This window comes from Streptomyces griseoruber (assembly GCF_001514205.1).
Lineage (GTDB): Bacteria > Actinomycetota > Actinomycetes > Streptomycetales > Streptomycetaceae > Streptomyces > Streptomyces griseoruber.
The window spans coordinates 240,343-263,913 of sequence record NZ_KQ948767.1 but is presented as its reverse complement, the minus strand read 5'-3'; the positions used below and the strand labels follow the sequence as shown (position 1 = coordinate 263,913).

Below are 23,571 nucleotides of genomic sequence, written 5' to 3'. Positions count from 1 at the left end.
GCTGGAGGGGCCGCTGCCGTAGTGGTGGAGGGTGCCGGCGTTGGCCGCGGCGTACGCGGCGCCCCGAGTACGGCTCTTGTTTCACGCCCGGCCCTTGCGACCCGATGAGCGCGACGAAGAGCAGAGCACTCCTAGACCGGGCGAGAGAAGCCCGCAGGCGGTGCGCCCTCGGCGAACAGCATGGTCACCCGGGCCTTGCCTTCTCGTATCTCCCGGGCCCGCCGGTACTCGGCGGAGTCGTACCACTCCCGGATCCGGTCCATGTCGGGAAACTCGATGATCACGAACCCGGAGGAGTCCCAGGTGCCTTCGACGGGCTTGGGCGTGGGTCCCCCGACCAGGTAATGGCCGCCGTGGTTGCGGATGGACTGCTGGGCCACGGCCGCGTAGGCCGCGCCGGCCTCCTCGTCGAGCACATCGAAGTTGACGACGACGTAAGCGGGCGTGCGATTCCGTGTCCCGAACTGCGGGTAGAGCGCGCCGACGCCTCCGGACAGACCCGCGAGCACGGTCTTGCTCGTCTCGTCGGCGACGATCTCAGGGGTGCCGGCGGCGACACCGTCGAGGGCGATGCGTGCGATGTCGGCGGGGTCGGCCTTCGGCGCGTCGAGGCCGGTGGTCATGTCGGTGTCCATGTACCCGACGTGCAGTGCCGAGACCCGGGTGCCCTGCGGGGCGAGTTCCTGGCGCAGCCCGTTGGTCATCGACCAGGAGGCCGACTTGGCGGCGCAGTAGGCACCGAAGTCGGGGAAGTTGACCCAGGAGGCGACCGACAGGATGTTCAGCACCGCGCTGCTGTCGTGAGAGCCGAGTTGGGGGGCGAATGCCCGGGTGACCGCCAAGGTGCCGAGGTAGTGGGTGTCGATCTCCAGGCGGATGTCCGCCAGGTCGCCCGTCAGCAGCGACGCGTTGGTGGCCGAACCGGCGTTGTTGACCAGGATCGACACGTCGCCGGTCGCCTCTGCCGCGGCGGCGATGGAGGCGGGGTCGGTCACGTCGAGGGCGATCGGCTTCACGCCGTCGAGGTCGACGGCTGCGGGATTGCGGGCTGCCGCGTAGACGGTCGCGCCCCGGTCGCGCAACTGCTTCGCCAGGTGACGTCCCAGGCCACGGTTGGCCCCGGTGACCAGTGCGGTCTGTCCTTCGATCTGCATGACGCAACTCCCTGCTGGATAGGTTTTTCCAACCTAGACCATCTGAGTTGGGAGAAACAACCCAGGGTAGGCTTGGAGCATGGGCAAGATTCCGAATGACAGCTGCGCCATCGCCCGCAGCCTGGGCGTGCTGGGTGAACGCTGTACGTTTCTGATCCTTCGCGAGGCCGTGGCGGGGTCGAGCCGCTTCTCGGAGTTCCGCAGCGGGCTCGGTGTGGCGCCGGACGTTCTCACCGAACGCCTGAACACGCTGGTCGCATACGGCGTGATGGAGAAGGTGCCCTACCGGGAACCGGGCGAGCGGGCTCGCTTCTCGTACGTGCTCACGGATGCGGGCCGGGAACTCCTCGTCGTCCTGCTCGCCCTGCAGCAATGGGGCGACAAGCACCTGCCGTGGCCGGACGGGCCGAGCATCCTGCGCCGGGTCGAGGGCACCGAACGACCGGTGCACGTCGGGTTCATCGACGATGACGGAAACGAAGTCGACGAAAGCTCCGTGGCACTGATCCCCACCGCCGCCTCCCCAAGCCGGAAGTAGCGCAGCTCCCAGTTCCACGCCACCCTCCCAGGCTCCACGACCAGACGTGAACGCACGCCGCAGCCCTTCCGGCCCGCTCCGTTCAATGCGGAAGCAGGCGGTGGTCTTCGCCGGAGGCGGCCGCGCCATGCAGAAGGCCTCCTGGCCTTCGAGAGCGCGCCGCGGACTTGAGTCGTGGACATGCGTCCGGCATCGGTGTCGCGGTAACCGGGTACCACCTTCGAAGACACCCGAGGGGACCAGTGCCACCAGCCTTCGTTGACGCTGGAGTTGAACGGGGTGGTGATGCCTTGCACGACTGCGGGCTGGTCCTCGCGGATGGGCCTTGGCCAGGCCCGGGAGGCCGGCGGTCGTGAGTTGCTCAAGCCAGCACGGCAGCGGGGTGGCGTCGCGGGTGTCGAGCAGGGCGGCGAACTGACGCACCAGGCCGTGGGTTCGGTTCTGGGTAGTGCTCGAACAGCCGCGGGAGGGCCTCGGCTGCGCGCAGGCTGCGATGGGTGCAGCAGCCGGGCTCCACCACGGTCGGCGAGCAGTACCCCGGCCCTCTCCACCAGGTGCTGCAGCGGCGGGCTGCTACGTTGAGAGCGTACCGTCAACCCCTCGACCTGCTCGGCAAAAGCTCGCCGGGCGCAGGCCGGCCGGCACAGAACAGCACACCGACAGCCCGATCAGCACCGGACGCCCACCAGCAGCGACATCGGCCAGTATGCATAGCGACTGTGCACCCGCGCAGAACCGCGACCCAGTCCGGACACGCGACCGTCAAATCGCGAGTGCAGGCCGCGATGCGGACCACGCCGCCCGCCGTCCATGTCGTGAAGTCAGCGGCCTTAACAGTCGGTCAGAGCGCGGGATGGCAGCACGACCGAGGGCAGAGCACCCGCTCGCCGCTGCCCGCGTTCACGCGACAGCCGTGCAGGGCCCGGTGCACACGCGGCCGAACTGGCTACACGGGCGCACCGCCGTCAGTCGGTGACCGCCGAGTACTCGAACCGGCCCGGCCCTGCCGTCAGTTCCTGTCCGTCGGGCAGGACCACGGTGGCCGTGCAGGTGGGCGGTACGTCGACCGTGAGGTGGAGCGAGGCGCCCTCGGCGCGCCAGTCGACCGCGATGGTGCCGCGCGGGCTGTCGAAGGTGCCGCGCGCCCAGTCGACCGACGCGTGGGGCACGGGGGCGACGACGAACCGCTCCCAGGCCACCGAGTCCGCCGCCTGTCGCAGGCCGAGGGTGTGGGTGTGCAGGAACTGGATGACGGCGCCCTTGCTGTAGTGGTTGAGCGAGGCGTTCGCGTTGCCGTCCTCGTCGACGCCGTCCCACTCCTCCCACACCGTGGTGGCGCCGCGGTCGAGCATGCCGAGCCAGGAGGGCGAGGTGCGCTGGAGGAGCACCCGGTAGGCGAGGTCGGCATGGCCGGTGTCGGTGAGGACGGGCAGCAGGTCGGCGGTGGACAGGAACCCGGTGCCCAGGTGTGTGCCGGCCTTCTCGATGAGCTCGGTCAGCCGCGCGGTGACGGCGTCGCGCAGGTTCTCGGGCGCCAGGCCGTAGGCGAGGGCGCGGACGTAACTCGCCTGGGTGTCGACGGTCGTACGGCCGGTGGCGTCGAGGAACTCCGTCCGCCACGCCTCCTTGATCCGCGCCCCCAGTCCGGTGTAGCGGGCGGCCGCGGCGTCGTGGCCCAGGACCCGGGCGATCCTGGCGAGCGTGGTGGTCGACCGGTACAGGAACGCGGTGCCGACCTCGCCTTTGTCCGCTTTCATCCATGCTTCGGGGGCGTCTTCAGTCGAGTCGACGGGCGAGCCGTCCTCGGTGCGGGGTTTCGGCTCGGCCCACTCGCCCCAGTGGAAGGAGCCGTCCCAGATGAACTCCTCGTGCGGCAAGGGTGCTTCGGAGCGGGCCACGCGGGAGGGGTGGCGGGCGGTGCGGGCGGTGGCGGCCGCCCATTCGACCCAGCGGACCATCGCGTCCCAGTTCTCGGCCAGTACCTGCCGGTCGCCGTAGGTCCGGTACAGCTCCCATGGCACCAGCACGACGGCGTCGCCCCAGCCGGCGGAGCCCGTCATCATGTCCAGCCGCTTGTCGCCGCCGAGCTTGATGCGGCGCCCGTCCGGCGAGAAGTTGGCGATACGTCCGTCGTCGAGCTGGTCGTCGCGGACCGAGCGCAGCCACTTGCGGCTGAATCCGGAGACGTCGTAGAGGCGGGCGGCGCTGGGGAGGAAGACCTGGTAGTCGCCGGTCCAGCCGATGCGTTCACGGGTGGGGCAGTCGGTGGGCACGTCGACGGCGTTGCCGCGGAAGCTCCAACGGGCCACCTCGTGCAGGTGGTTGAGGTCCGGGTGGGAGCAGGCGAAGGTGCCGGTGGGTCGCAGGTCGGTGTGGACCACCCGCATGGTCAGGCTTGAGGCGTCCAGTGGGACCTCGCCGCGCTGAAGGCGGGCGTAGCGGAAACCGTGCACGGTGTGGCGGGGTTCGAAGACCTCGTCGGCGGCACCGGAGGAGACGGCCTCGTCGTGCTGGACGAAGACGGTCACGGGGTCACCCGGGCGCTGGATGTCGAGGTGGGTGGTGGTGAGGTCGCCGGTGGCGGGGTCGAGGTGCTCGCCGTGGTCGATGACGGTGCGTGTCCCGGCAGGGCCGAGGTCGGTGAGCGCGATCCAACCGGAGGCGTTCTGGCCGAAGTCGGCGATCCAGGCGCCGTCCGGCATGCGGGTGAGGGAGGCGGCGGGGCGGTCCTCAATGACGCGTACCGGTGGAGCCGGGGACCAGTCGATCGGGGGCGCCGTCACAGCGTCGACGAGGACTGGCCGTTCGGGGCCGCGGGCCGCGAGAAAGTCGGTGATCTGGCCGTCCATCAGGTCAGCTCGGGTGATGGGGCTCGGGGTCGACATCCAGCGCCTGTCGGTGCGTACGACCTGGCGCGAGCCGTCGGCGAGTTCCAGGTGCAACTCCAGGCGAACGGCGAGGAGTTCACCCCACCCGGCAGGTTTACGGAAGGCTCCGACCTGCCCTCGGTACCAGCCGTCGGAGAGCACGATCTCGAGCGTGTTGACCCCGAGGAGCAGGGACGCGGTGACGTCGGTGGCCTGGGCGTACAGGGTCCGGTCGTACGAGGTCGAGCCCGGAGCGAGCTCGACGGTGCCCGCGCGCTCGCCGTTCAGGAGGACCTCGTACACGCCCAGGGCCGTGGAGTACAGACGGGCGCGGACCACCTCGGCCGCGGTGAAGGTGGCACGCAGGACGTGCGCTGGGCGGGCGCCGGAGGGCAGGAGCGCCTTCTGCGGGTCGCCGGCCGGTGTGATCCAGTGTGCCGTCCAGTCCCCGTCGAGGAGACCGGCCTCGAAGGTGTGCCAGTCACTCCACGGCGAGGTCAGCGCTTCGCCGCGCCAGCGGACGCGCCAGCGGACGCGCTCGCCGCTGCGCAAGGGCGGGGCCGGCCAGTCGACGTACAGGTGGTCATGGGCGGGGGTCGTCAGCGGCGGCCGGTCCTCGACGTGGATCTCCAGTTCGTGGGCCGCGTGGGCCGGTATCCCGGCGGAGGGCTTCCACGACAGGCGGGGGCTGCAGCCGGAGACGGGGAAAAGGTCGCCGCCGAAGTCGATGGCGAGGTCGTACGGAGCAGGCGTGGCCATCGGTGCCGTCGCCTCCCTTTCTGTCTGGGTGGCCGGTCGGTTCAGGGCGTGGAGTCGCTCGGAGCCGACAGCACCCGGGTCGATTTACGGACCACCAGACGGGTGGCCAGCTCGACGTGGTGGGAGTCGATGCCCTCGGCGGCCGCCAGGCGCAGAGCGGTGCGCAGAGCCACGGTTCCCATCTCCGGGACGGGGCCATGGATGGTGGTCAGCGGCGGTGAGATCACCTGGGCCAGCGGGGTGTTGTCGAAGCCGACGATGCTGAGGTCGTCCGGAACGCGCAGTCCGCGCAGCCGGGCGGCTTCGATGACGCCGGCGGCCAGTTCGTCTGAGGCGGCGAACACCGCGGTGGGCGTCGGCTCGACGGCCAGCAGCCGTCCACCGTGCTCGACGCCCTCAGCGGCGTGGAACGTGCCGGCGTGGCGGATCAGCTCGCCCGGCACGGGCACGCCGGCCGCCTCCATCGCGCTGCGAAACCCGTGCAGCCGGGCCTGGTTGGACCAGGCGTGCTCGGTGCCGCCGAGGTAGGCGATGCGGCGATGGCCGAGGGAGAGCAGGTGTGTGGCGGCGGCGTTACCGCCGGCGAAGTTGGTCGCGCCGACGCTGACGATCGAGCCGTCGGGGAGGGACTCTGGGTCGAGCAGTACGACCGGCAGCCGGACCCGGTTGAGGGCTTCGAGAATCGGACCCGACAGGGTGTTCGCCGTGACCGTGATGACCGCCCGCCGACCGGCGGCGACCAGGCCACGGGCCCAGGCTACGGGGTCGGCCGCCGGATCGTGGTCACCGCGTCTGCTGACCACCACCGCGACGCCCTCCTGGGACCCGGCGTCCACCACGCTCTGGATGATCTCGGTGTGGTAGATGCTCAGCCGTTCGAAGCCGAAGAACAGCTCGACGGTGGGGTGGGCGCGCAGGTTGTCACGGTTGCCGCCGTAGTTGTACTGACGCATCAGGTCCAGCACCAGGTCGCGGGTCTGCTGGGCCACGTCGGGGCGCCCGTTGATGACCTTGGACACGGTGGCCACCGAGACGCCGGCGTACTCGGCGATCTGCGCCAGTGTCACGCGACTGGAAGCGGATGCCATGACTCCCCCTTTGACGAACGTGCCGGTCAGGCTACTTCCTAATAGGCAGGACCCTATCACCGAAACTTTTTTCGGCCATCTATCGGGCCTATCCTCGACGATCTTCTGCTGAAACAAGCCGTGTTCAAAGGGTTGACGAAGATCTCGACCCATATCTAGCGTGCACCGTCAGTGAGGCAGAGGAAATCTCTTTCGCTCAATCATGTTGTGAAGTTTCGAAGCACCCACTGGCCCATGGAGGAGGCTCGCGATGAGGCGAGACCACACGGTGGAGGCGGCTTCGCCGGCCACCACCCCATTCCTTTCCCGCCGCGGTTTCCTCGGCGCCCTTGGCGGCGGGCTGGCCGCCACCACACTGGCCGCCTGCGGGTCGGGCGGGAGCAGCACCTCGGGCGGAGGCTCCGAGATCGTCTTCATGAACCAGTCACGGGGCCAGGCCGCGACACTGAAGGCGCTGGCCAAGCAGTACACCCAGCAGACCGGCGTGAAGATCAGGATCGACGACGTCGGCCCGACGGACTTTCTGACCAAGCTCCAGTCGAGCTCGCAGTCCCGCGACATGCCGGACATGTACTCGGTGGTGGACGGCCACTCCATGGCCCCCTACTACAAGGCCGGCTGGGCCATGGACCTCACCGACCAGATGAAGGACGGCTGGGGCGACACCTTCCGGCCCGCCACGCTCAAGACCACGACGTTCGGAGCCGACAACCCGCAGCATGTGAAGCCGGGCATCTACAGCGCCCACTGGGAGACCCCGGCTCTCGGGATCTTCGTCAACGCCGCGATGTACCAGGCCGCAGGGCTCGATCCGGACCAGGCGCCCGCCTCCATGAGCGAGTTCATCGACCAGATGCGGAAGATCAAGAAGTCCGGCAAGGGCCCCTTCTGGTTCGCGACCAGCCTCTCCAACCAGGTGATCCAGTCCTACGCGTCCAACTACATGTCAGACGAGGAGCTCAACGCCACCTTCGTGGGCAAGAACAGCTGGAAGAGCGAAGGCTGGCGCAAGACTCTGCAGCTCGTGGTCGACCTGCGGGACGCCGGCGTGATCGCCAACGGCTCGCTGCCGAGCGGCACCACCGACAACCCCAACGTGGAGAAGGCCTTCTTCAACACCCAGGGCGTCGCGGCCATCTTCGACGGCACTTCGGCCGTCGGCGTGGCGCGCGCGACGGCCCCGGACTTCACGGACTTCCGCTCCTTCCCGCTGCCCAAGGCCGATGACGGCACCCAGACCCCGCGCCTGGTCGGCGGCGCGGCCAAGGGGGCGGCGGTCAATCCCCGCAGCAAGAAGGCGGCCGAGGCGCTGAAGTTCCTCAAGTGGCTGACCGCTGCCAAGCAGCAGCAGGCCTGGGCCAAGGGGGTCCCGCTGATCCCCTCTGCGCGCGCCGTGTCGGACAAGGACGTCCCCGCGCAGCTGGCGGGCATCGCCGCGAAGATATCCGACGTCCAACTCGTCCAGAACCAGATTCTGGAACAGGTCAACACCGCTCTGCAGAAGGGCACTCAGGCGCTCGTCCTCAAGGAGCGCACGGTCGACCAGGTCCTCGGCGACCTCGACGCGGCGCAGAAGAGCGCGTAGTGCGGCGGCGCAGTCGCGTGCTGGCGGCCTGGCTCTTCCTGGCGCCGGCGCTTGCCATGATCGCCCTGTTCACGGTGGTCCCGTTCGTGCAGGGCATCCTGCTCAGTTTCCAGTCCTGGGACGGGGTGAGCCTGGACACGCCGTTCGTGGGGCTCGACAACTACCGTTACGTGCTGCACGACACCCAGTTCTGGGGCTCGATGAAGAACGCCGTCCTGTACGGCGTGGTCGGCCTGGTCGTCGCCAACGCGGTGTCGATGGTCATGGCCCTGGCCGTGCACCGCGCCCGTCGCGGGTCGGCGTTCTTCCGCACCGTCTTCTACCTGCCCGGGGTGTTCTCCACTGTGGTGGTGGGTGTGATGTTCTCGTGGTTCCTCGACCCGAACATCGGGGTCGTCAACCAGACGCTCAAGGCGGTCGGCCTCGACGGGCTTCAGCACAACTGGCTGGGTGATCCCAAGACCGCCGTGATCGCGGTCGCCGCCGTGTTCGTCTGGTACCACTGGGGATTCGGCTTCATCCTCTTTCTGGCCGGCCGGCAGGACGTGCCCAAGGAGCTGTACGAGGCCTCGTCACTGGACGGAGCCCGCGGACTGGCGCAGTTCCGCTATGTCACCTGGCCCGGCATGTCCCACGTCACCGGCATCGTCAGCGTGCTGACCCTGCTCAGCGGCCTGCAGATCTTCGGCACGGTCCAGGTGCTGACCAACGGCGGTCCTGCCGGCCACACCGAGGTCCCCACCCTGCACATCTACCAACAGGCCTTCCAGTACACCGAGTACGGCCGCGCGGCCGCGATGTCCGTCATCTTCGGGCTGTGCCTGATCGCCCTGGCCTGCCTCCAGCTGTGGGCCTCGCGCAGGCTCGGCGGAAGCACCGACTCCCGGACGGAGAAGGGACGTTGACCGTGAACACGCTTCTCGACCGGGCACGGGAGCCCGAGACGGCGGGGCCGCTGCCGAAACCGACCCCACGACTCCGCCCCAGCCGCTCGCGCGGCCCCCGCATGGCCCTGTACGCGCTGCTGATCGCGGGCGCGCTGGAGGCTCTGCTGCCGGTGCTGTGGGTGCTGAGTGGATCCCTGCAGAGCGCCAAGCAGCTGTACAAGGGGACGGACCCGATCCCCCGCCCCTTCCAATGGAGCAATTTCGCCACCGCCTGGAACGAGGGCGGGTTCAGCCAGTACCTGCCCAACAGCCTCCTCTACACAACGGCGGCGGTCCTCGGGATCTTGATCATCGCGAGCCTGGCCGGATACGCCCTCGCGCGCATCGAGTTTCCCGGCCGAGGCGCCGTCGTGGCCACCATTCTCGTCATCATGATCATCCCGATGCCGGCCTCGTTCATCGCCCAGTACAAGCTGCTGATCACGCTCGGGCTCGCCAACACCCGGATCGGCTACATCCTCGTGCTCATCACCGGCGGGCTGCCGATCTCCATCCTGATCATGCGCGGGTTCTTCGCCAGCCAGCCAAGGGAGCTGGAGGAGGCCGCCGCCATCGACGGCGCCTCCCTGCTCGGCACCTTCTGGCGGATCATCCTCCCCCTGGCCAAGCCGGGTCTCGCCGCGGTGGCCGTCATCCAGGCCATGGGGGTCTGGAACGAGTACCTCATGGGCCTGGTGCTGTTCAACGACAGCTCGCTGATGCCGGTACAGCGAGGGCTCACCAACTTCGTCTCCGCGGACTCCCCGCAACAGCAGATCCTGCTCGCCGCCTCACTCATCGCGGTGCTGCCGATCGTCATCTTCTACGCCGTCGCGCAGCGGCACATCATCAGCGGGCTGTCGGCGGGAGCGCTCAAGTGACCAGGCAACGACCAGGGAGGCAGCTGCAATGATCATGCGAGTTCGCCGGATGCGTCCCACCCTCGCGAGAGCCACCGCGGCCTCGGAGGCGCCGGTGCTCGCCGCCACCCTGCCCAACACCCAGGTCCGGGCCGCCGACGCCTCGTCCGCGACCGGTCGACCGCGGGTGGACATCAGGGAACTGCCGGTGCCGCCGACCCTCCCGGCGGACGGGGCGTGCACCCACCCCACGGGCTGTGTCTCGGCCGGCTGGGGCGGAATCGGTTCACCCGGCCCGACCAGGGACCCGAAAGTACGTACTTCTCGGAATCACGTACGCGGGGGCGCCGGACTCAGGTCCCGCGAGCGTCTACCCATCATCAACGGCGCCGGGAAGGGGGAGCGCGTCTCCAACACCGCACTCGGCTGCATTCCAGGCACCGCGCCGGCCCTCGCCTGCGTCACCTGGACCGAGGACCCGACGCTGACCGGGCGGCACACCGGTACCAAGCGCACCGGCCCAGGCGGCTTCACCCTCGGCCCGTCCGTGATGCTCGGCAACGACTTCCAGGCCGTCGGCACGCTCACCACGACCATCGACGGGACCACGCACACCCAGCCGGCCAACGGCAGCTGATACGGGGCGGCGGAACCTCCCCTCCGCCGCCCCTCCACCAACTTCGCCTCCAGGAGGCCCCCTTCATGGCGGACCTGCCCGCCCACGTCCTCTTCGGCGCCGCGTACTACCACGAGTACCGGCCCCCCTACGGCACCGATCATGCCGACGAACGGCTCAAGGCCGACCTCGACCTCATGGCCGCGGCCCGCTTCAGCGTCATCCGCGTCGGCGAGTCGGTGTGGTCGACGTGGGAGCCGGAGAACGACGTCTTCGACCTCGACTGGCTCCAGCCGGTCCTCGACGGCGCCCACGAACGCGGCATCTCCGTCATCCTGGGCACACCCACCTACGCGGTCCCGCCCTGGCTGGCACGCCAGTACCCCGAGATCGCGGGCGAGCGGCGCTCCGGCGAACGCATCCCCTGGGGCGCCCGCCAGGAGGTCGACTACACCCACCCCGCCTTCCTCTTCCACGCCGAGCGGGTGATCCGCCGAATCCTCGCCCGCTACGCCCGGCACCCGGCGGTGATCGGTTTCCAGGTCGACAACGAGCCGGGCCTGGAGCTTTTCCACAACCACGGCGTCTTCCAGCGCTTCACCGACCACCTCCGCCAGACGTACGGCGACGTGGAGACCCTCAACCGCGAGTGGGGCCTGGTCTACTGGTCGCACCGGCTGACCACCTGGGCCGACCTGTGGCGGCCGGACGGCAACACCCAGCCGCAGTACGACGTCGCCTGGCGGGAATTCCAGGCCCGGCTGACCACCGAGTTCGTCGCCTGGCAGGCGGCCCTCGTCCGCGAGTTCGCGGCACCCGAGCAGTTCGTGACGACCTGCGTCTCCTACCCCCGCCCGGGCATAGAGGACCACGAACTGAACGAGGCCCTGGACATCGCCGCAGGCAACCCCTACTACGGCATGCAGGACGCCCTGTCGTACGGCGAACGGGCCTGGTCCGTCTCCCAGATCGGGGACTGGATGTACGCCTCCCGCCAGGCGCCGTTCCTGGTCACCGAGACCAACGCCGGCACCATCGGCCCGCCCTGGGACAACCGCCCTGCCTACGACGGCCAGTGGCGCCAGGCCGCCTGGGCACTGGTGGCGCGCGGAGCGCGGATGATCGAGTACTGGCACTGGCATACCCTGCACTTCGGGACCGAGACCTATGTGGGCGGCATCCTCCCGCACAGCGGCAGACCCGGTCGCACCTACGACGAACTGGCCCGGCTGGGGGCCGAGTTCGACACCTCCGGCGCCCTGGTCGCAGGGCTGGAACCGGACGCGGACCTCACGCTGGTCTACTCGACGCCGAGCAAGTGGCTGATGCAGAAGTACCCGCCGCTGGCCGACCCCGACGGCGGCCCCGACACCAACGCCTACCACGGCATCTTCGACCCCTTCTACCGCGGCACCTTCGAGTCGGGCCGCCAGGTCCATATCGTGCACGCCCGCCAGCTCCACGACCCGAGCGGTGAACGCCAGGGCCCGAGCCCCGAGGAGGCGGCACGCCGCCACCCCGTCCTCGTCGTGCCCGCCCTGTACCTGGCCGCCGACTCGACCCTGGACTGGCTCGCCGACTATGCGCACGCCGGCGGCCACCTCGTGCTCGGGCCACGCACCGGCTACGCCGACCACGAGGGCCGGGCCCGTCACGAACCGGCCCCGGGGAGGCTCGTCGAGGCCGCCGGGGCGAGCTACGAGGAGTTCAGCAACCTGACGGCCGACATCCCGCTGCGCGCGGCACCCGGCAGCCCGCTGTACCTGCCCGAACAAGCCACGGCCACCCGCTGGATCGAGGGACTCACCGCCCTGGACGCCGAGGTGCTCACCACGTACGACCACCCGCACTTCGGCCGCTGGGCAGCCGTCACCACGCACCGTCACGGCGCCGGCCGGGTCACCTGCGTCGGCACCGTTCCCAGCGCCGAACTCGCCCGAGCGCTGGCCAGCTGGCTCGCGCCTACCCCCCGCAGTGGCTGGCGGGACCTGCCGCCGTCCGTCACGGCCGCCACGGGCACCTCTCCTGACGAGCGCCGCATCCACGTCGTCCACAACTGGAGCTGGGACCTCGCCCACGTCACCGCGCCGGAGGCACTGACCGACGTGCTGGACGGCACCGCCGCGCCCGCCGGAACAGAACTGCGCCTGGGGCCCTGGGACGTACGGGTCTTCGTCACCGTCGACGCGTCTACCCAGGCCTGACAGCGCGACACCACCCAGCCTCACCCCTAGCCACATCAAGAAGGATGCCACCTCTTTGACCACCACACCTTCCTCCGCCCCCAACCCGCTGCTGAGGGTCTCCGGCACCCGGCTGGAGACATGCGACGGCACGCCCGTCCGGCTCCGGGGCGCCGGCCTCGGCGGCTGGATGAACATGGAGAACTTCATCACCGGCCATCCGGGCAACGAGGCCGCGATGCGCTCCGCGGTACGGGAGGTGCTCGGCGAGCGCCGCCATGAGCTGTTCTTCGACCGCCTCCTGACGGCCTTCTTCGGCGAGGTCGACGCCGCGCTGCTTGCCGCAAAGGGCGTCAACTGTCTGCGTCTACCCGTCAACTACCGCCACTTCGAGGACGACGCCCACCCGTTCGAGATCCGTGAGGAGGGCTTCGCCCAGCTCGACCGCGTGGTGGACCTGTGCGCGCGGTACGGCATCTACACCGTCATCGACCTGCACTCTTTGCCTGGCTACCAGAACCACCAGTGGCACTCCGACAACCCCACGCACCTGACGTTCTTCTGGGACCACCCGCACTTCCAGGACCGGGTGGTACGGCTGTGGGAGGTCATCGCCGACCGCTACAAGGACAATCCTTGGGTGGCGGGCTACAACCCGGTCAATGAGCCCGCCGACGACTCCGGCCAGGTCCTGCCCGCCTTCTACGACCGCCTCGCCGCAGCGATCCGCGCGGTGGACCCACACCACATCCTCTTCCTCGACGGCAACCACTACTCCACCGACTTCGACGTCTTCGACACCCCCATCGACAACGCCGTCTACACCTGCCACGACTACGCCCGCGCAGGCTTCGCCCGCAGCGGCAGCTACCCGGGCGAGACGGACGGCACCTGGATCGACAAGGAACAGGTCGAGGAGGCCTTCCTGCGCCGCACCGCCTACATGCGCAAGACCAACACCCCCGTCTGGATAGGCGAGTTCGGCCCGGTGTACACCGGCGACCCGGCGCGCGACGAACAGTGCGCCCAACTGCTCGCCGACCAGCTGGACATCTACCGAAGGCACGAGGCGAGCTGGTCCATCTGGACCTACAAGGACGTCGGCCTCCAAGGGCTTGTCCATAGCGCACCGGACAGCGCCTACCAACGGCACTTCGCCGACTTCATGGCGAAGAAGCACCGCCTGGGCGCGGAGGCATGGGGCTCCCCAGACGGCGTGATCCGTGAACTGGCCAAGCCGCTGGAGCAACTGATCGCCGACGAGTTCCCGGGCTTCTCGGGCCGGCCGTTCAGCACCCGCCAATGGGCGGACGTCCTCCTGCGGCACATCCTGCTGGGGCAGCCCCTGATCCAGGAATACGCCGGACTCTTCCACGGCCTCGGCGACGACGACCTCATCGCCCTGGCCGACTCCTTCGCGCTGGAGCAGTGCGTACAGCGCGACTGGCTGCTGGACGCACTCGCCGACGGATAGGAGACCGAACGATGCATTCTTCCCAGCGCGTGATGTGCAATCCCCTCGACCTCGCCTACCGCTACCAGGACATTCGCGCCTCCGGCAGCCGCGACGGCACGGACCACGGTGAGCCGCGGCGGTCCGTCCACCGAGAGGCGGCGGACCCTTCCGTCGTGCTGTACCGGGGCCGCTTCTACATGTTCGTGTCGATGTCGGCGGGGTTCTGGCACTCGGCGGATCTGCTGCGATGGGAGTACCGCGCGACGTCCAAGCTGCCCGCCCTGGACTACGCACCGGATGTCCGGGAGATCGACGGAGCCCTGCACATCAGCGCGTCCAGGAAAGAAGCCAACTGCCCCTTCTTCCGCAGCGTGGATCCGTTGGCGGACGACTTCGTCGAGGTCACACCGGGCACCTTCCCCTTCTGGGACCCGAACCTGTTCCAGGATGACGACGGCGCCGTCTACCTCTACTGGGGTTGCGACAACAAAACACCCCTCTACGGGGTGCGGCTCTCGGACACCTTCGAGCGAATCGGCGAACCGGAGCCCTTGATCCGGGCCGATGTCGCCGCTCACGGCTGGGAACAGGTCGGGGAGGACCTTGCCGCCACACCGACGCGACCTGAACAGGACCAACTCCTCGCCCTCCAGGGCAACCCGTACATCGAGGGCGCGTGGATGACCAAGCACGACGGAACCTACTACCTGCAGTACGCGGCGCCCGCCACGCAGCTCAACACCTACGCCGACGGCTACTACACGGCCCCATCCCCGCTGGGCCCCTTCCAGTACTCACTCGACAGCCCGTTCTCTTCGAAACCAGGAGGTTTCATCACCGGGGCGGGCCATGGAAGCACCTTCCAGGACCGTCACGGAAACTGGTGGCACGCGTCGACCATGCGCATCTCGGTGAACGACGACTTCGAGCGGCGCATCGGGATCTTCCCCGCCGGGTTCGACCAGGACGGCGTGCTCTTCTGCAACCAGAACTTCGCCGACCACCCCTTCGTCCTCCCGGACGGTCCGTTCGACCCGTGGACACCCCCGCCCTGGATGCTGCTGTCCTACAAGGCGCGCACCACCGCCTCCTCAGCCGCCCCCGGCCACACCCCGGCATCCGCAGTCGACGAGGACATCCGCACCTGGTGGGCGGCAGGGGGCCGCAAACCCGGGGAGTCTCTGACCATCGACCTCGGCGTGAGCAAGACCGTGCACGCCGTGCAGGTCAACTTGGCCGACCACGGGCTGGGAGACATCGCCCCACCGGTCCCCGAAGGAGCGGACTGGAACCCTCAGTTCTGGCGCGGAATCTTTCCCCGTCATCAGCCGGCCGAGACCCTGGTGGAGGTCTCGCAGGACGGGCAGCGATGGACCGTTGTACGCGACCACCGAGAGACGGACACCGATGCCCCGCACGCATTCATCGTGCTCGACGCACCGCTGCGCGCCCGGTTCGTCCGGGTCACCGGCGGCCGCATGCCGTTCGACGGCGTCTTCGCGGTCAGCGGTGTACGGGTCTTCGGCACGGGTGACGGCGTGGCCCCGCGCCCGGTTCGTGCCCGGGCCGGCCGCGTCGACGGCCGCACCGCGCATATCGAGTGGGACCTCGCCACCGCGGCCACCGGCTACAACATCCGCTACGGCCGCCATCCGCAGAAGCTCTATCACAGCTGGCTGGTGTACGAGCGGACCTCTCTGGACCTGCGCTCGCTCAATGCCGACGCGGAGTATTGGGTGGCGGTGGACGCGTTCGGCGAAGGCGGCATCGCACCTGGCGAGACGGTGCCGCTCATGTGATCGCGGGCGGCGCGGCCAGAGGTCGCCTTCAACGGTGCACGGCCGAGCGGCACCGCACGCTCGTCGGACAGGCTGTAGGTCGCGCGCGCCCGGCGAAGGCGCGGTGGTGGATGAAGTCGACGACTCGGCCCGCCTGAATCAAGCAAGCAGGAGGACTGTCGGCGTTTCGTGAAGACGAGGCTCGCGAGTGTTGGATCCGCACTGCAGCAGGAGGGGACCACCTCGAGGAGCTGGCGGTTGAGGAGTGGAAGGGTGCACAAAGTGGAGCCGTGGGAAGACAAGTTCACGGAAGTTGAGGACCGCATTCGTGTATCTGTACCTGGTGAACAGCTCAGGAAGAGTCGTCTTCCGCAGACCTCACTGCGGTGACCGTCCGTACCCGGCCCGGGAGCGTACAGGCGGATGATCCGAAGGCGGTCTGGATCGCCGTCGAGTCCAGCAGGAGCCCGATGGTGTGGTGCAAGTCAGTGCGGACACCGCCGCTGACCGTCACATCGGGGAGGTCGAGTGCCGGTGCTGTCAGGTGTGGACGCCCGGGAGAGACCGATCCGGCTCTGCCCGAAGAGCGGGGACCTGGCCCGGCTGCACCGGCGATCGCCAGGCGTGTGGACGGTCACGTAATTGGTGGTGGTCGACCCGGACGACGTCCTGCTCGGCGTTTGCTGCGCGGGCCTGGGAAGCGGTACGCCAGCCCACGGAACGGGTCAGGATCGTCAGCCCCGATGCTGCCACCCAGGCCGAAGCTGTCTGCGACGTTGTCACCCATTTCTACGGAACCTATCTGGACTGGATCGACCCCGAGCCCGGCGACGACCATGCTCCCCACTTCACATCTCACGAGCCTGCCGGACAGGATGCCCTGAAGACGCTGGGGATCAGGACCGCCGAGCGGCTTCGCAGCCCGTTGGCGGCATTTCGTGACCGCTGGCGGGAACTGCACGCCTCGAAGTCCTCGCACACCTTCCGCATGATCTCTTCGCAGCGTGTCAGCGTCTCGTCGTTGAACACCCCGCGCCGGTACTTCGTCACGAACACCAAGTGCACATGCATCCCCGAAACGACATGCCTGCCACGCCTGTAGTCGTTCTGGCCATCCATGAGACCGTTCGTCATAGGAGCTTGGCCGGTAAGACGGGCACGCGTGCCCGCACCGCGCGTTGAGGCAGGAGGCCCCCGGAAGGGTCGGACGCCCCCGGCCGGAAGCCCTGGCCTTCAAGCCAGGGAGCACGTCAAGTCTCAGGGTTTCGGTAGCGCCTGCTCGGCCCAGATCACCTTGCCCTGGGGCGTGTACCGGGTTCCCCAGCGCTCGGTCAACTGCGACACCAGGAACAGCCCCCGGCCGCCTTCGTCGGTCGTCAGCGCATACCGCAAGTGGGGCGAGGTACTGCTGCCGTCAGCCACCTCGCAGATCAGTGTGCGGTCGTAGATCAGCCTCATGTGGATCGGCTCGCAACCGTAGCGGACAGCGTTGGTGACGAGCTCGCTCAGCGCCAGTTCCATGCTGAAGCCCAGTTCGGACAGCCCCCACTCGTCGAGCTTGTCGGTCGCCGCGGCGCGTACCCCGGCGACGGCGGCCGGATCGGGGGGCACGTCCCACTCGGCGATCCGGTCCGGCGGCAGCACATGGGTACGGGCGATGAGCAAAGCCACGTCATCCGTGGGGCGTTCGGGCAGCAGCGATCCCAGCACGGCCTGGCAGCTCTCCTCCGGCTCGCGCTCAGGGTGACCCGCCAGGGCTTTGCGCAGGAGTTCCATTCCTTCGTCGAGGTCGCGGGTCCGGTCCTCGATGAGACCGTCGGTGTACAGGACGAGCTGGGAGCCTTCGGCGATGTCCAGCTCAGCGGCCTGGAAGGGCATGCCCCCGAGCCCCAGTGGCGGACCCGGCGGCAGGTCGGGAAAGGTGACGTTTCCGTCAGGATGGACCAGTGCGGGAGCCAGGTGCCCCGCGCGTGCCATGGTGCAGCGGCGCGTCGTAGGGTCGTAGATCGCGTACAGGCAGGTGGCGCCCACGACGGCGGCGGGGCTGTCCGTGCACGATTCGTCCTGGTCGATGCGCCCGACCAGGTCGTCCAGATGACTCAGCAGTTCATCGGGCGGCAGATCGAGCGTGGCGAAGTTGTGCACTGCGGTCCGCAGCCGCCCCATGGTGGCGGCGGCGTGCAGGCCGTGACCGACCACGTCACCGACGACCAGCGCCACGCGGCTGCCCGGGAGGGGAATCACATCGAACCAGTCTCCGCTCACCCCTGACTGGGCCGGGAGGTACCGGTAGCCGACGTCGAGGGCGCTCTGCTCGGGCAGGCCTCGCGGCAGCAGGCTGCGCTGGAGGGTGACCGCCAGGGCGTGCTCGCGCGTGTACCGGCGGGCGTTGTCGATGCTGACCGCGGCACGAGCCACCAGTTCCTCCGCCAGTGAGAGCTCCTCCTGGTCGAAGGGGGCGTGCTCCTCGGAACGCCAGAAGTTGACCATGCCCAGCACGACACCGCGGGCCTGGATGGGAGCCGCTATGAGCGAATGGATGCCGTAGTCCACTATCTGTTCGGTGCGCTCCGGGTCCTGCAGATGCCAGCCCGTTGCGGTGGAGAGGTCTGCCACCAGTTCCGAGCGGCCGCTGCCGTAGCCGCGTGCCTGGGGGGTGGAGGGCAGGAAGTCGATCAGCCGGCCTTTCTCGTAGAGCGGCTGGTCGTCCCGGACACCGCATACGGCGACGCGTCTCATTCCCTTTGCCGTGCTCGCCGGTTCCTCGCCGTGCAGTACGGCGTCGGCCAGGTCCACGGTGACGAAGTCCGCGAAACGAGGGACGGCGATCCGGGCGAGTTCGTCGGCCGTCTGGATCACGTCCAGCGTGGTGCCGATGCTCAGTCCGGCGTCGTAGAGCAGCTTCAGTCGCTCACCTGTGATCTCGGCCCTGCCGGACACTGCCCGCAGCTCCGTGGAATCGCGCAGCGTCACAACCGTGCCCTTGGGGCCTCCGCCGCAATCCGTGAGCCTCTGGTTGACCACCAGCAGCCGCGATCCGGCCAAATGCACCTCGTCATTGGCCTCGCGGCCGGAGCTGAGCAACGACATCATTTCAGGCTCGAGGGTGGGCATCTGGGACACATGCTGCCCCTCTGCGTCCGGGGGCAGCTCCAGGAGCCGCCTGGCCTCGTCGTTCGCCAGCAGCAATCGCCCCTCGTCATTGACGATGAGCACCCCTTCGCGCACGGAGTGCAGCACGGTGTCGTGGTGCTCGTACATGCGGGCCATCTCGTTCGGGGCCAGGCTGTGCGTCTGCCGTCGCAGCCGCCTGCTCACCAGCACCGTGGCGGCGGTGGCCGCTCCGAGTGCGCCTGCCCCGGCGGTCAGGATGATCGGTATTTGCCGCTCCACCAGACCGGTCACGTTCTTGACTTTCAGCCCGGCGGAGACGAGGGCCACGACGTGGCCCCGGGCGTTCCGGATGGGCACAGTCGCCTGGACTTCCTGGCCCAGGGGGCCGTGCACGCTTTCGGTATAGACCTTCCCCGCCAGCGACGGCTCGATCTTTCCTACGAACCGCTTCCCGATCCGGTCCGGCAGGGGATGGGTGTAGCGGATCCCTTTCGTGTCCATGACCACGACGAAGTCGACGCCTGCGGACTTGCGTCCCGCTTCGGTCAGCGGCTGCAGGACTTTCGAGGGATCGGGGGCTCGCAGGGCGGGCAGCACGCCCGGGGAATGCGCGAATGTCTGCGCGACGGCTATGGATCTCCGTTTGGCCTCGGCGCTGGTGTGCCGCTGTGACTGCAGGACAAGGGCGAAGACGGCGAATGCCACGAGCAGCACCACCAGCGTCACCTGCATGAGGAACATCTGCCCCGCGACGCTTCGCGTGTTCTTCCGCACCAGTGACCATAGCCGCGACGCATACGAAACTCGGGCAAAACGGTCTTCCATCCGGCCTTTCTAGCATTGGTCACCCCGCTTAGTCACGGGCCTGCCTTTCGAGCGACCCGTGCCCGCCGACACCTCATCGCCTCTGCCACCACATCAGTCACTGAAGTCGAGGAACGCCCCCGCAGTACCAACAGCCCCACTGGTCGTCGGCTTCGCACGTCGGGCCGGCCGAACCGCCCGGTGCGCACCTGCCGGGGGAACGTCCAGCCTGCGCGGGGCGCTGAGGGCGCTGCGCACGGCCGAGGTCATTTCGGGCGGGCCGTAGACGTACCCGTCACGACGGTTATGCCGGGACCAGGGGCGCGGGCTTCGCGGCTCGGACGGCCGTGCCCCCCCCACTCCCCCACTCCCCCATGGCCGGTGAGCAGGCCGATACCTCCTCCGGCAGAGCTCCAACCGGCGTCCATGATCCGCGAGATCGCCCGTTCGACTCGCCACCGCTTGGCGAGGACGGCGAAGCGGTCCTGGTCCTTGCGGCGGGACACCTGCGAGTCAGGGGTGGGTCAGGCGCGACTGTCGTGCGGCGTGGCCATGGCGACCATGACGGTCAGCGTCTGCCTCGCATGTCGACCGCCAGGTGCCGCTTCCTGCCGTTGATCAGCGTGCGCCGTCGAATCCGCGGGTGGAAGACCCGTAGACCGTGCGCCAGGGGATCCCGAAGCCGACGGGTACCGCCCTCCACTTTGCGGCGCGGATGCTTCTCCGGAGGTCCGCTCATGGGCAGTTCGCAGGCGGGGACGGGCAGCAGCGGTTCGAGGACGGCCCGTTCGGCCTCCGTGGTGTCGCGGGGATGGCGCCGCAGGCGCACTGCCGGCGGCCGGGTCTCGTTGATGGTGTTCATCAGCGTTCCATGCGGGTCAGGACTTCGAGGGGGCCTTGAGGCCGCCGAGCTGCTCCAGGACCAGGCGGATCCATTCGCCGTCCGGTCTTCTTGGCGTGCGGGGCGATGATCCCGGTGATGACGTTGGTGCCCCGGTGCAGTTCCGCTTCGAAGATCGCCTCTCGTAGGAGATCCAGATCTCGCTCTCCTCCGACATCTGAAAGCCGTCCCGCCGGTGGTAGGTCATTCGGCGGCAGTCCTTCCTTGACCGTGACAGTCCGCAGGAACCTCGAGCCGCCCAGACCTGTGACGGCGTGCGCTTGGTCGGCTAGCGGACGGTTCTGCCGGCCCCGGGACTGCAGAGCGCGGGCCCGGTCCAACGGGATCGGCTTCACCTGCTGTTGGGACGGGCCGACCTCGACGAACGCGAAGCGGCGCAGATCCGGGACATCCTGCAGATGACGCGGGCACGGCAGGAGTCGGAGTGGATGATCACGTCTCGCTGGGAGCAAGTGCGGCGGGTTCTGCACGAAGCCGGCTTCCCGCCGGCCACGGATTGCGCTCTGCGCGGACGAAACGGTCAGGGCCACCCAGTACACCTCATGGCTCCATGAGCAGCCACAGGCACCGGCCCCCTACCATCGCAGGTGTACGGCATTGTCCTCCGACAGCGCCCGAGCAGGAAGAACGCGGGATGACCCAGCAGATCCTTGAGCGTGCGAACGGCCACGAACAGCGGTTCAACACGCTCTTCGAGGCGTACTTCGACACGGTGGGCGCCGGACTTGATGCGCCGTCGTTCAGCCAGTTCGCCCCAGAGTGCCTGGGGTTGCTGAGGGAGTTGTCCCTGCGGGGCGGGAAGCGGATGCGGGTCGTTGTCCTGCATGAGGCGGCGCGTCTGGTGACGGACGATCCGGTCGAGGGACTTGATGCCGCCGCCCTGAGCATCGAGCTGTTGCAGACCCACGGCTTGGTGCATGACGACCTCATCGATGACAGCCCCACCCGCCGCGGCGGTCCGTCCACCTACTACGCCTACCGCGAGCGGTTTCCCGGCCGCCCGCAGACCGCTCTCGGTCTGACCGTGCTTGCGGGTGACCTCGCCCTCGCCCTGTCGCTGCAGGTGCTGCTGGAGGCGAAAGTACCGGCCGAGGTGCGCCAGGCCATGGTCGAGGTGCAGACCCGTGCGGCGGCCGACACGTTCGTGGGCCAGATCATCGACATGGAACGCGACTTCGCCGCCGCACCGGACGAGGAGGTCCTGCACTGCGTGACCGACTACAAGTCCGCCCGCTACTCGATCCTCGCACCCATGCAGCTCGGCCTCCTGGCCGCAGGCGAGCAGCCTGCGCGTATGGAGAAGAAGCTGCGTGAGTACGCACGGCTGGTGGGGATCGGTGGACAGATGCGCGATGACTACCTGGACCTGTTCGGGGACGCGGCCGTCATGGGAAAGCCTTGCGGCACCGACCTGCGCGACGGCAAGCACAGCTACACCGTCCGTGCCCTGCTGGCAGTCGTCGACGACAGAGAGCGTCGCATCGTGCAAGCCGCGCTCGGTGACCCGTCCTGCACGCCGCAGACCATCGCCGCCGTCCGGGAGATCGGGGAGCGCCGCGGCGTGCCGAGGATCATGCAGGCGGACATGCGCCGCTCTGCACGACAGGCGTCCGAGATGGCCGCCGGCTGGCGTACACAGTGGCGGGAGGAGGCGGTCACCTTCTTCGAGCAACTGCCGCTGTGGAGCGTTGAGCGGGCCATGTGAACGGTTCCACGGAACAGGCAGGATCGACGAGGATCGTCGGCGGCGGTCAGGATCCCGCCCCGGCCCGAAGGAGGCCTGGGGCTCGGATCGACCTCGCGGGCCTGCCCAGGCCCGGACCGCTCGCCGGGTGGGAGGTGCGCACGACCGAGGCCGTCGGATACCTGAGAGCGATCGAGAAGGACACGCTCTGGATCAGCCACATCGGCGTTGCCCCGGTATTCCGCGGTCAAGGCCGGGCGTCGCGCCTCCTGGAAGGTGCCCTGGACGACAGCAGCGGACGTGTCGTCACTCTCGCTGCCGCGCCCTTCCCGCCACGCGATGGCCAAGTGGGCCGAAACTCTTTCCCAGAACCCACCTCAAGATCGCTAAGTGGGGCCGGTCGACGTTCCTGTGACCGGCCTGCCCCGGATCGCGGACAGCCCCGCCGGGGCTGCTGCCGTACCGGTACCCCTCGGCACTGCCGCGCCGCCGGACGACGTCGCGCCGTACGCCAGGGAAGTCCGCCTTCCCGCCGACGTCGATCAGGTCCTTCTTCTCGGCGCGGACGCTGAAGGCGATACGGCCGCCGACGACGCCCGCGTTCTCCACCACCGGCCGCAGCCGGAACATCCCCCGCGGCCCCCCGCCCACGCAAACGCAGGCGCCGCCCCGCTCCGGCGTCTGCGAATCGAAGGCCGGGACCGGCGCTGCGGGGGCTTGCGGCCGACACCCTCGCCGCCCGCGCCCGGCCATCGCGTCGACGTGGGTGCGGCTGTCGGCGAGGAGTTCGTCAAGGACTCCCGCGCAAGGTCGGCGACACTCCCGGCGCGGGGAGCAGCCCGTACAGCGGCTGGAGCTTCTCCACGAGCCGGGGAACGTCCCCGCGGATGCGGGGACGACGGGAACGGGCCCGAACGGTGAAGCACCACACATGACCCACATCACCCACTAACGCCACTAGTAGTGCAAAACGTACGTCACGTCCATGCCAATTACCGCTCCGACCTGCACATTGAGAGCCAGCTCACACCAACAGCCGCACCACCGAATACGACCACAACTAGCACAAGGGGTCTTTGCGGACGGCCTCCGACCCTGCTTCTCTGGATGACGTCGCACGGCGCCGACGAACCCCTTGGGTCCCGGCGCCGACGCATGCAGCCACCCACCGCACCTCACGCGGAGCGGCCACGCACCGCGTGACTCCCGCATGCAGACGACCGCCATGTCCCCGAAGAAAAAGGTTCCCGCGTGTCCA

At 68.8% G+C, this 23,571-nt stretch carries 15 protein-coding genes and 4 pseudogenes; 10 read left to right on the top strand and 9 right to left on the bottom strand.

Annotation, left to right across the window (positions count from 1 at the left end; all coding sequences use genetic code 11):
* Nucleotides 1–131 precede the first annotated feature (131 nt).
* Together AQJ64_RS50800 and AQJ64_RS16345 are read right to left on the bottom strand one after the other, a co-directional pair.
* Nucleotides 132–431: pseudogene (locus tag AQJ64_RS50800) on the bottom strand (DUF1330 domain-containing protein); the annotation flags it as partial.
* A gap of 33 nt (nucleotides 432–464) precedes the next feature.
* A pseudogene (locus AQJ64_RS16345) lies at nucleotides 465–1,154 on the bottom strand (SDR family oxidoreductase); the annotation flags it as partial.
* A 79-nt stretch (nucleotides 1,155–1,233) separates the two neighbouring features.
* Between AQJ64_RS16345 and AQJ64_RS16340 the strand changes: the two are divergent.
* Nucleotides 1,234–1,692: a winged helix-turn-helix transcriptional regulator gene (locus AQJ64_RS16340; protein ID WP_059202737.1), complete on the top strand. Its 459-nt coding sequence runs from the start codon at nucleotides 1,234–1,236 to the stop codon at nucleotides 1,690–1,692.
* A 965-nt stretch (nucleotides 1,693–2,657) separates the two neighbouring features.
* Here the strand turns inward: AQJ64_RS16340 and AQJ64_RS16335 are convergent.
* Nucleotides 2,658–5,318 (bottom strand): alpha-L-rhamnosidase, encoded by a 2,661-nt coding sequence (locus AQJ64_RS16335; protein WP_055635970.1) that lies wholly within the window; start codon nucleotides 5,316–5,318, stop codon nucleotides 2,658–2,660.
* Nucleotides 5,319–5,359: 41 nt separating this feature from the next.
* Nucleotides 5,360–6,406, bottom strand: coding sequence for a LacI family DNA-binding transcriptional regulator (locus AQJ64_RS16330; protein WP_055635971.1), 1,047 nt, complete (start codon nucleotides 6,404–6,406; stop codon nucleotides 5,360–5,362).
* 250 nt (nucleotides 6,407–6,656) lie between these two features.
* Between AQJ64_RS16330 and AQJ64_RS16325 the strand changes: the two genes are divergently transcribed.
* The 7 genes from AQJ64_RS16325 to AQJ64_RS16295 all read left to right on the top strand — a co-directional run bounded on the left by AQJ64_RS16325 (nucleotide 6,657) and on the right by AQJ64_RS16295 (nucleotide 15,831).
* Complete coding sequence (locus AQJ64_RS16325; RefSeq protein WP_055635972.1) at nucleotides 6,657–7,991, top strand: ABC transporter substrate-binding protein; 1,335 nt, start codon at nucleotides 6,657–6,659, stop codon at nucleotides 7,989–7,991.
* Nucleotides 7,991–8,896: a carbohydrate ABC transporter permease gene (locus AQJ64_RS16320; protein WP_055635973.1), complete on the top strand. Its 906-nt coding sequence runs from the start codon at nucleotides 7,991–7,993 to the stop codon at nucleotides 8,894–8,896. The genes AQJ64_RS16325 and AQJ64_RS16320 overlap by 1 nt, the downstream gene beginning before the upstream one ends.
* Before the next feature lie 2 nt (nucleotides 8,897–8,898).
* A complete protein-coding gene (locus tag AQJ64_RS16315) occupies nucleotides 8,899–9,798 on the top strand; it encodes a carbohydrate ABC transporter permease (RefSeq protein ID WP_157881024.1) in 900 nt (299 codons plus the stop codon).
* A 28-nt stretch (nucleotides 9,799–9,826) separates the two neighbouring features.
* Nucleotides 9,827–10,414, top strand: coding sequence for a hypothetical protein (locus AQJ64_RS16310; RefSeq protein ID WP_157881025.1), 588 nt, complete (start codon nucleotides 9,827–9,829; stop codon nucleotides 10,412–10,414).
* Between the two features lie 65 nt (nucleotides 10,415–10,479).
* Nucleotides 10,480–12,597, top strand: coding sequence for a beta-galactosidase (locus AQJ64_RS16305; RefSeq protein WP_055635976.1), 2,118 nt, complete (start codon nucleotides 10,480–10,482; stop codon nucleotides 12,595–12,597).
* Nucleotides 12,598–12,652: 55 nt separating this feature from the next.
* Entirely contained in the window at nucleotides 12,653–14,050 is a 1,398-nt protein-coding gene (locus AQJ64_RS16300) for a glycoside hydrolase family 5 protein (RefSeq protein ID WP_206189783.1), read from the top strand.
* A gap of 11 nt (nucleotides 14,051–14,061) precedes the next feature.
* Nucleotides 14,062–15,831: a family 43 glycosylhydrolase gene (locus AQJ64_RS16295; RefSeq protein WP_063788789.1), complete on the top strand. Its 1,770-nt coding sequence runs from the start codon at nucleotides 14,062–14,064 to the stop codon at nucleotides 15,829–15,831.
* Between the two features lie 939 nt (nucleotides 15,832–16,770).
* Here AQJ64_RS16295 and AQJ64_RS16290 read toward each other — a convergent pair.
* The 4 genes and pseudogenes from AQJ64_RS16290 to AQJ64_RS49065 all read right to left on the bottom strand — a co-directional run.
* Nucleotides 16,771–16,929, bottom strand: a pseudogene (locus AQJ64_RS16290) (transposase); the annotation flags it as partial.
* Nucleotides 16,930–17,067: 138 nt separating this feature from the next.
* Nucleotides 17,068–19,665 (bottom strand): SpoIIE family protein phosphatase, encoded by a 2,598-nt coding sequence (locus tag AQJ64_RS16285; protein WP_206189784.1) that lies wholly within the window; start codon nucleotides 19,663–19,665, stop codon nucleotides 17,068–17,070.
* A gap of 631 nt (nucleotides 19,666–20,296) precedes the next feature.
* On the bottom strand, nucleotides 20,297–20,590 hold the full coding sequence (locus AQJ64_RS16280) for a hypothetical protein (protein WP_055635978.1): 294 nt from the start codon (nucleotides 20,588–20,590) through the stop codon (nucleotides 20,297–20,299).
* The gene (locus tag AQJ64_RS49065) at nucleotides 20,590–21,159 is read right to left on the bottom strand and encodes a hypothetical protein (RefSeq protein ID WP_157881026.1); all 570 of its coding nucleotides are present in this window, start codon (nucleotides 21,157–21,159) and stop codon (nucleotides 20,590–20,592) included. The genes AQJ64_RS16280 and AQJ64_RS49065 overlap by 1 nt, the downstream gene beginning before the upstream one ends.
* 104 nt (nucleotides 21,160–21,263) lie before the next feature.
* On the opposite strand from AQJ64_RS49065, the gene AQJ64_RS16275 reads away from it, so the two are divergent.
* Together AQJ64_RS16275 and AQJ64_RS52285 are read left to right on the top strand one after the other, a co-directional pair.
* Complete coding sequence (locus AQJ64_RS16275) at nucleotides 21,264–22,334, top strand: polyprenyl synthetase family protein (RefSeq protein ID WP_055635979.1); 1,071 nt, start codon at nucleotides 21,264–21,266, stop codon at nucleotides 22,332–22,334.
* Nucleotides 22,331–22,591, top strand: a pseudogene (locus tag AQJ64_RS52285) (GNAT family N-acetyltransferase); the annotation flags it as partial. The gene AQJ64_RS16275 and the pseudogene AQJ64_RS52285, both read left to right, overlap by 4 nt.
* 28 nt (nucleotides 22,592–22,619) lie before the next feature.
* On the opposite strand, the gene AQJ64_RS16270 reads toward AQJ64_RS52285, so the two are convergent.
* Nucleotides 22,620–22,943 carry a hypothetical protein gene (locus tag AQJ64_RS16270; RefSeq protein ID WP_157881027.1) on the bottom strand — a complete coding sequence of 108 codons (324 nt, stop codon included), beginning with the start codon at nucleotides 22,941–22,943 and terminating at the stop codon, nucleotides 22,620–22,622.
* Nucleotides 22,944–23,571 lie beyond the last annotated feature (628 nt).